Annotated in this window: 2 protein-coding genes and 2 pseudogenes; 3 read left to right on the forward strand and 1 reads right to left on the reverse strand. The window is 48.7% G+C overall.

Annotated features, from left to right (window positions below; genetic code table 11):
- The first annotated feature begins 64 nt into the window (after nt 1-64).
- Both F752_RS24815 and F752_RS0121175 read left to right on the forward strand, forming a co-directional pair.
- Nucleotides 65-1,150 (forward strand): restriction endonuclease subunit S, encoded by a 1,086-nt coding sequence (locus F752_RS24815; protein WP_152425247.1) that lies wholly within the window; start codon nt 65-67, stop codon nt 1,148-1,150.
- Nucleotides 1,131-4,154, forward strand: a complete 3,024-nt coding sequence (locus tag F752_RS0121175) for a type I restriction endonuclease subunit R (protein ID WP_017733754.1) — start codon at nt 1,131-1,133, stop codon at nt 4,152-4,154. Before F752_RS24815 ends, F752_RS0121175 begins: the two co-directional genes overlap by 20 nt.
- Nucleotides 4,155-4,377: 223 nt before the next feature.
- Here F752_RS0121175 and F752_RS25905 read toward each other — a convergent pair.
- Nucleotides 4,378-4,620: pseudogene (locus F752_RS25905) on the reverse strand (integrase core domain-containing protein); the annotation flags it as partial.
- Nucleotides 4,621-4,643: 23 nt separating this feature from the next.
- On the opposite strand from F752_RS25905, the pseudogene F752_RS27065 reads away from it, so the two are divergent.
- A pseudogene (locus tag F752_RS27065) lies at nt 4,644-4,944 on the forward strand (transposase); the annotation flags it as partial.
- Nucleotides 4,945-5,002: the final 58 nt, after the last annotated feature.

Below are 5,002 nucleotides of genomic sequence, written 5' to 3' on the forward strand. Positions count from 1 at the left end.
GCTGCTTAATTCAATTAAAATTCAAAGAAAGCTGTCCTAAGCTTGGGGTCCACTAAAACTATCCATTTCAGATGTTCAGAAAGTTAAACCTGAAATAGAGGCAAAGTATAAGAGAACTAAGCTAAAGGGTAATGAAATTTTAATATCTCTAGTTGGTAGTTTAGGCCACATAGCCAAAGTAAAAGATGAAATGATCGGCTGGAATGTGGCAAGAGCTGTAGGTGTTCTACCAATAGCAAATTCTTTTGATAGTGAATGGGTTTACTGGTTTCTTAAATCTCCACAGGCCCAAAACTTCGTTCATGGCCAAGCCACAACCTCTGTTCAGGCAACTCTAAATCTTAAAGAACTACAGGAGCTACAGATAGCTTATCCAGACGAAAAGTATAGAAGGAGTGCGACGGAAATCCTCTCTGCCCTGGATGATAAAATAGAACTCAACCGCCGCATGAACCAAACGCTGGAGCAAATTGCGCAAACGCTCTTCCGGCAGTATTTTGTGGATAGCATCAGCCAAGATAATCTACCAGAAGGATGGAAAGAAGGCAAGCTTGGTGAAATTGTTAACGTAAAAGGTGGGACAACACCAAGTACCAAGCAGAAGGAGTTCTGGAACGGGAATATAAACTGGACCTCTCCCAAAGATTTATCATCCTTGAAATCCCCGGTACTTTTAGAAACAGAAAAGAAAATTACTGAAGCTGGTTTAAAGAAGATTAGCTCTGGATTATTACCAGCAGGTACTCTCCTCCTATCCTCACGCGCACCAATTGGATATTTAGCTATTACACAGGTTCCAGTTGCTATCAATCAGGGCTACATAGCTATTTTGTGCGATAATGGATATTCTAATTATTTTATGCTTAATTGGATAAAGGAAAACATGAACCTCATCATTCAAAATGCAAATGGATCAACCTTCTTGGAGATAAGCAAAACAGCATTTAAAAATATTGATACAATAATTCCTCCTGTGGAGGTTGTTGCAGAATTTAGCAGGAAAGTCGGTTCTATTTACAAACGGATAATTCTTAATGAAAAAGAAATAAACACCCTCACCAAAACTCGCGACACGCTCCTTCCCAAACTGATGTCCGGAGAAATTGATGTGACGCAAGCCCCCAAAGCCTATGAGCAGGTACTTAGCTGAAAGCGATATCGAAGAAGCGGCCATTGCCTGGCTGAGCGAAATCCCGCACTACCATTACCGGCATGGGGCGGAAATCCAGCGTCCGCTCAATAAAGCCGTGCTGGAAGACCAATTTGAGGCTTTCCTGCAGCGCCGCTACGACCATGTTCCCGCTAAAATCCTGGCTGAAGTCAAACAGGAATTCCTCTTCAATAAGGGCGCAGACATTCACCAGCGCAACCACCACTACCACCTCAAGCTCAGCAAGGGCATCAGCAAAAGCTGGAAAGACGATGCCGGAAAGGAGCATTTCGAGCACTTCTACCCCATCGCCTACGAGGCTGTGGAGCAAAACGAATTCCTGCTGGTTAACCAGTTCAGCATCGAAGGCAAAAACAAGCGCCGTCCCGACCTCCTCATCTTCATCAACGGCCTGCCCCTGGTGGTTTTTGAATTTAAAAACTGGTTCAACCACGATGCTACCGTAGAAGCAGCCTACAACCAGATTCAGCATTACATCCAGGACATCCCCCAGCTGTTCGAAACCAATGCCCTCACCGTTATCAGCGACGGCCAAACCACCCTGCACGGCATGTTCAGCAGTGGCCTGGAATGGTTCGCTGCCTGGAAAAGCACCGATGGGCGCGAAGTAGTGGAAAATGATTTTGCCCTGGAAACCCTTATCAAAGGCCTGCTCGTTCCGGAGCGCCTCCTGCAGTACATCCGCCACTACATCTTCCATGAAAATAGTAATGGCCAGCTCATTAAAAAGGGCGCGAAATACCACCAGTTCTTCGGCATCCAGTATGCGCTGCAGGAAACCAAAAAATCCATCCGTCCCCTGGGCGATGGCCGCATTGGCGTGGTCTGGCATACCACCCGCTCGGGTAAAAGCATTACCATGGCCATTTATACCGGCATCCTACGCCAGCTGCCGGAGCTGAAGAACCCTACCATCGTGGTGCAGGTAGACCGCTTCGACCTCAACAAGCAGCTCTACGAAGACTTTGTCGCCGCCAAAGACCTGGTGGGCGAGGTTGCCATTGCCAAAGATACCGATGACCTGCGGGCCCTGCTGAGCGGCGAAGGCGGCGGCGTGGTGTTCAGCACCATCGAAAAGTTCCGCCTCAAAGGCACGGAAGACGAGCGGGAGCTGGAGCATCCGATCCTGAGTACCCGCGATAACATCATCGTCATTGCCGACGAATGCCACCGCACCCAGTACGGGCTGGTACAGGGCTTTGCAAACAACCTGCGCCGTGCCCTGCCGCGGGCTTCCTTTATCGGCTTTACCGGCACTCCCGTCGACAGCAAAGATGCCGATACCGTAGCTGTATTCGGCGAAATCATCCACACCTATGATATCCGCCAGGCCACAGACGATAAAGCCGTGGTTCCTATCTATTACGAACCACGCCTGGCCAAACTGCACCTGGCCAATGCCCAGATAGAAGAAGAGGCAGAGGAAATTACCGGCAGCCTGCAGGAGCAGGACAAGAACAAAATTATGTGGGCCGCCATGGAAGATGCCGCCGGGGCCAAAGAACGGGTGGAAGCCGTGGCCAAGGATATCCTGAAGCACTACCTCGAACGCACCGCTAACCTGGAAGGCAAGGCCATGGTAGTATGCATGAGCCGAAAGAACTGCGTAAAGATGTACGATGCGCTGATGGCGTTGGAAGGTTGTCCGGAGGTAGCAGTGATTATGACCACCAATATTGCCAAAGACCCCAAGGAGTGGAACACGCACGTGCGCACCAAGGAAGCCATGGAGGCCGTAAAAGCCCGCTTCAAAGACCCGGATGACCCGCTGAAAATCGTCATCGTGCGCGATATGTGGCTCACCGGCTTCGACAATCCTGCCCTGCATACGCTCTATGTCGATAAAGTCATGACCGGCCACAACCTGATACAAGCCGTGAACCGGGTAGCCACCGTTTTCAGGGACAAGCCCAGCGGCCTGATTGTAGACTATATCGGCATTGGGGATAAGCTGCGCGATGCCACCAAAGAATATACAGCCGGAGGTGGCAAAGGCGAAATAGCTTTGGATGTAGAAGAAGCCTTCGCCCTGGCTAAAGATGTCATCTTTTTCCTGCAGGAGCAGCTACCTGAGGATATCGACTACAGCCGCTGGCCTGCCCTGGCTGCACCCGACAAAATAAAGCTGGTCAGTACCGCCACCAATTACCTGGTAGCCGAAGATGAGCGCTGCCAGCAGTTCCTGCGGAACGAGAAAAAGCTCAGCAACCTAATGCCTATCGTGAAGAGCCATCCGGCCATTAATGATATCGGCCTCGACCTGCTCTTCTTCCAGCACTTGGGCGCAGCAGTCCGGAAAATCAAATATCCGACTACCAACATTAAAAAGAAAGAAGGGCAGATAAAGGAGCTCATCCACCGCAGCATTGAAAGCGAAGAAGTGGTGGATGTATTCCAGATGGCCGGCATCGACCACTTCGATATTTCCATCATCAACGACGATTTTCTGGCCACTGCCAAAGAAAAGAAGAGCGGCAATGAGCTCAAACTGGAGCTGATTCGCCAGATTATGAATGATGAAATCAAGCTGCGTGCCAACAAAAACCTGGCAAAGTCGCGTAAGCTCAAGGAGGCCGTAGAGAAAATCATTGCCGACTACCACAACCATTTTTTCGACAGTCTTGTGGCCATGGAAAAGCTGCGGGATGTTGCCAAACACATGCAGGAAGAAGATGTCCGCCGCCAGCAGCTCGGCCTTACCGAGGAGGAAGAAGCCTTTTACGAGATATTAGCCCGCCACCCCAAAGCTGTACAGGATTTCGAGCTCATCAAAGAAGTAGTCAAGGATATTACCGCCCTCATCAAGCAAAAAGCCGCCCAGCCCGACTGGTACAAAAAAGACGATGTAAAAGCCCAGATTATCCTGTCCGTCAAAAACACCCTCCGCCGCAAAGGCATCAAAGCCGAGCTGCAGGAAATCCTGGACGAAATTATGGAGCAGGCTGAGGCCCGGTATAAGGAATGGGATTACCGGGTGGCGTAGAAAGTTTAAAGGAGAATTCGGTTATGGGCAAAAAAGAAATTGAGATCAAACCCAAATTCCTGTACAAAGCTACAGACACTGTAGTTAATAGCGCCGCAGACTAAACACTTCCTAAGCCTACAACAGAAACCAGGTTAGAGTGTAAACTTCCCCTTTTTAGGACCATTCAGAAGTAGAGGACTTTATTTAATTTTTTATAATAAGCAGAAAGCTACTGCTATCGTTATGGGTGTAAATTGTGGGTATCTCCGCAGGGCTTATCCACTGTTAACGCCCTGCCTGCTCCCTGGACATACTCAACAGGGCTCATTCCGTTAAGACTTTCATGGGGGCTGAAGTGGTTGTAATCCTGCATCCATTTTGCAGTTATCTCTCGTTCCTCATCTAGGGTATCGAAAATATACACATCTAAAACATTTCGTCTGTAGGTGCCATTGAACCTTTCCACAAAAGCATTCTGCGTTGGCTACGCGCCCCGCGCTTACCAGTGCCATCAAATCCTGGAGGAATAACTGGGAGGACTTAACTGCCTTTTTTGACTTCCCCCTGGAGATTAGGAGAATCATCTATACGACCAATCTTATTGAAAGTCTGAACGGGAAAATCAGGAAATACACCGCAGCGGCGGATCGCCAAAAGCAAAGGCTCCTTTCCTGACGATAATTCCGTAAAAAAAGCTGTTTTTCTGTCCCTGAGAGAAATCACTAAAAAATGGACTCAACCCCAAAGGGATTGGGGTATAATTCTCAACCAGTTTGTCAGCATTTATGAAGATAGGTGCAGGCTTTAATCCTGAAATTTTCTTAACTTGATAATGCACACCCGAAGAGGAAACAGGCTCTGCTGAG

The organism is Nafulsella turpanensis ZLM-10, assembly GCF_000346615.1.
Classification (GTDB): Bacteria; Bacteroidota; Bacteroidia; order Cytophagales; family Cyclobacteriaceae; genus Nafulsella; species Nafulsella turpanensis.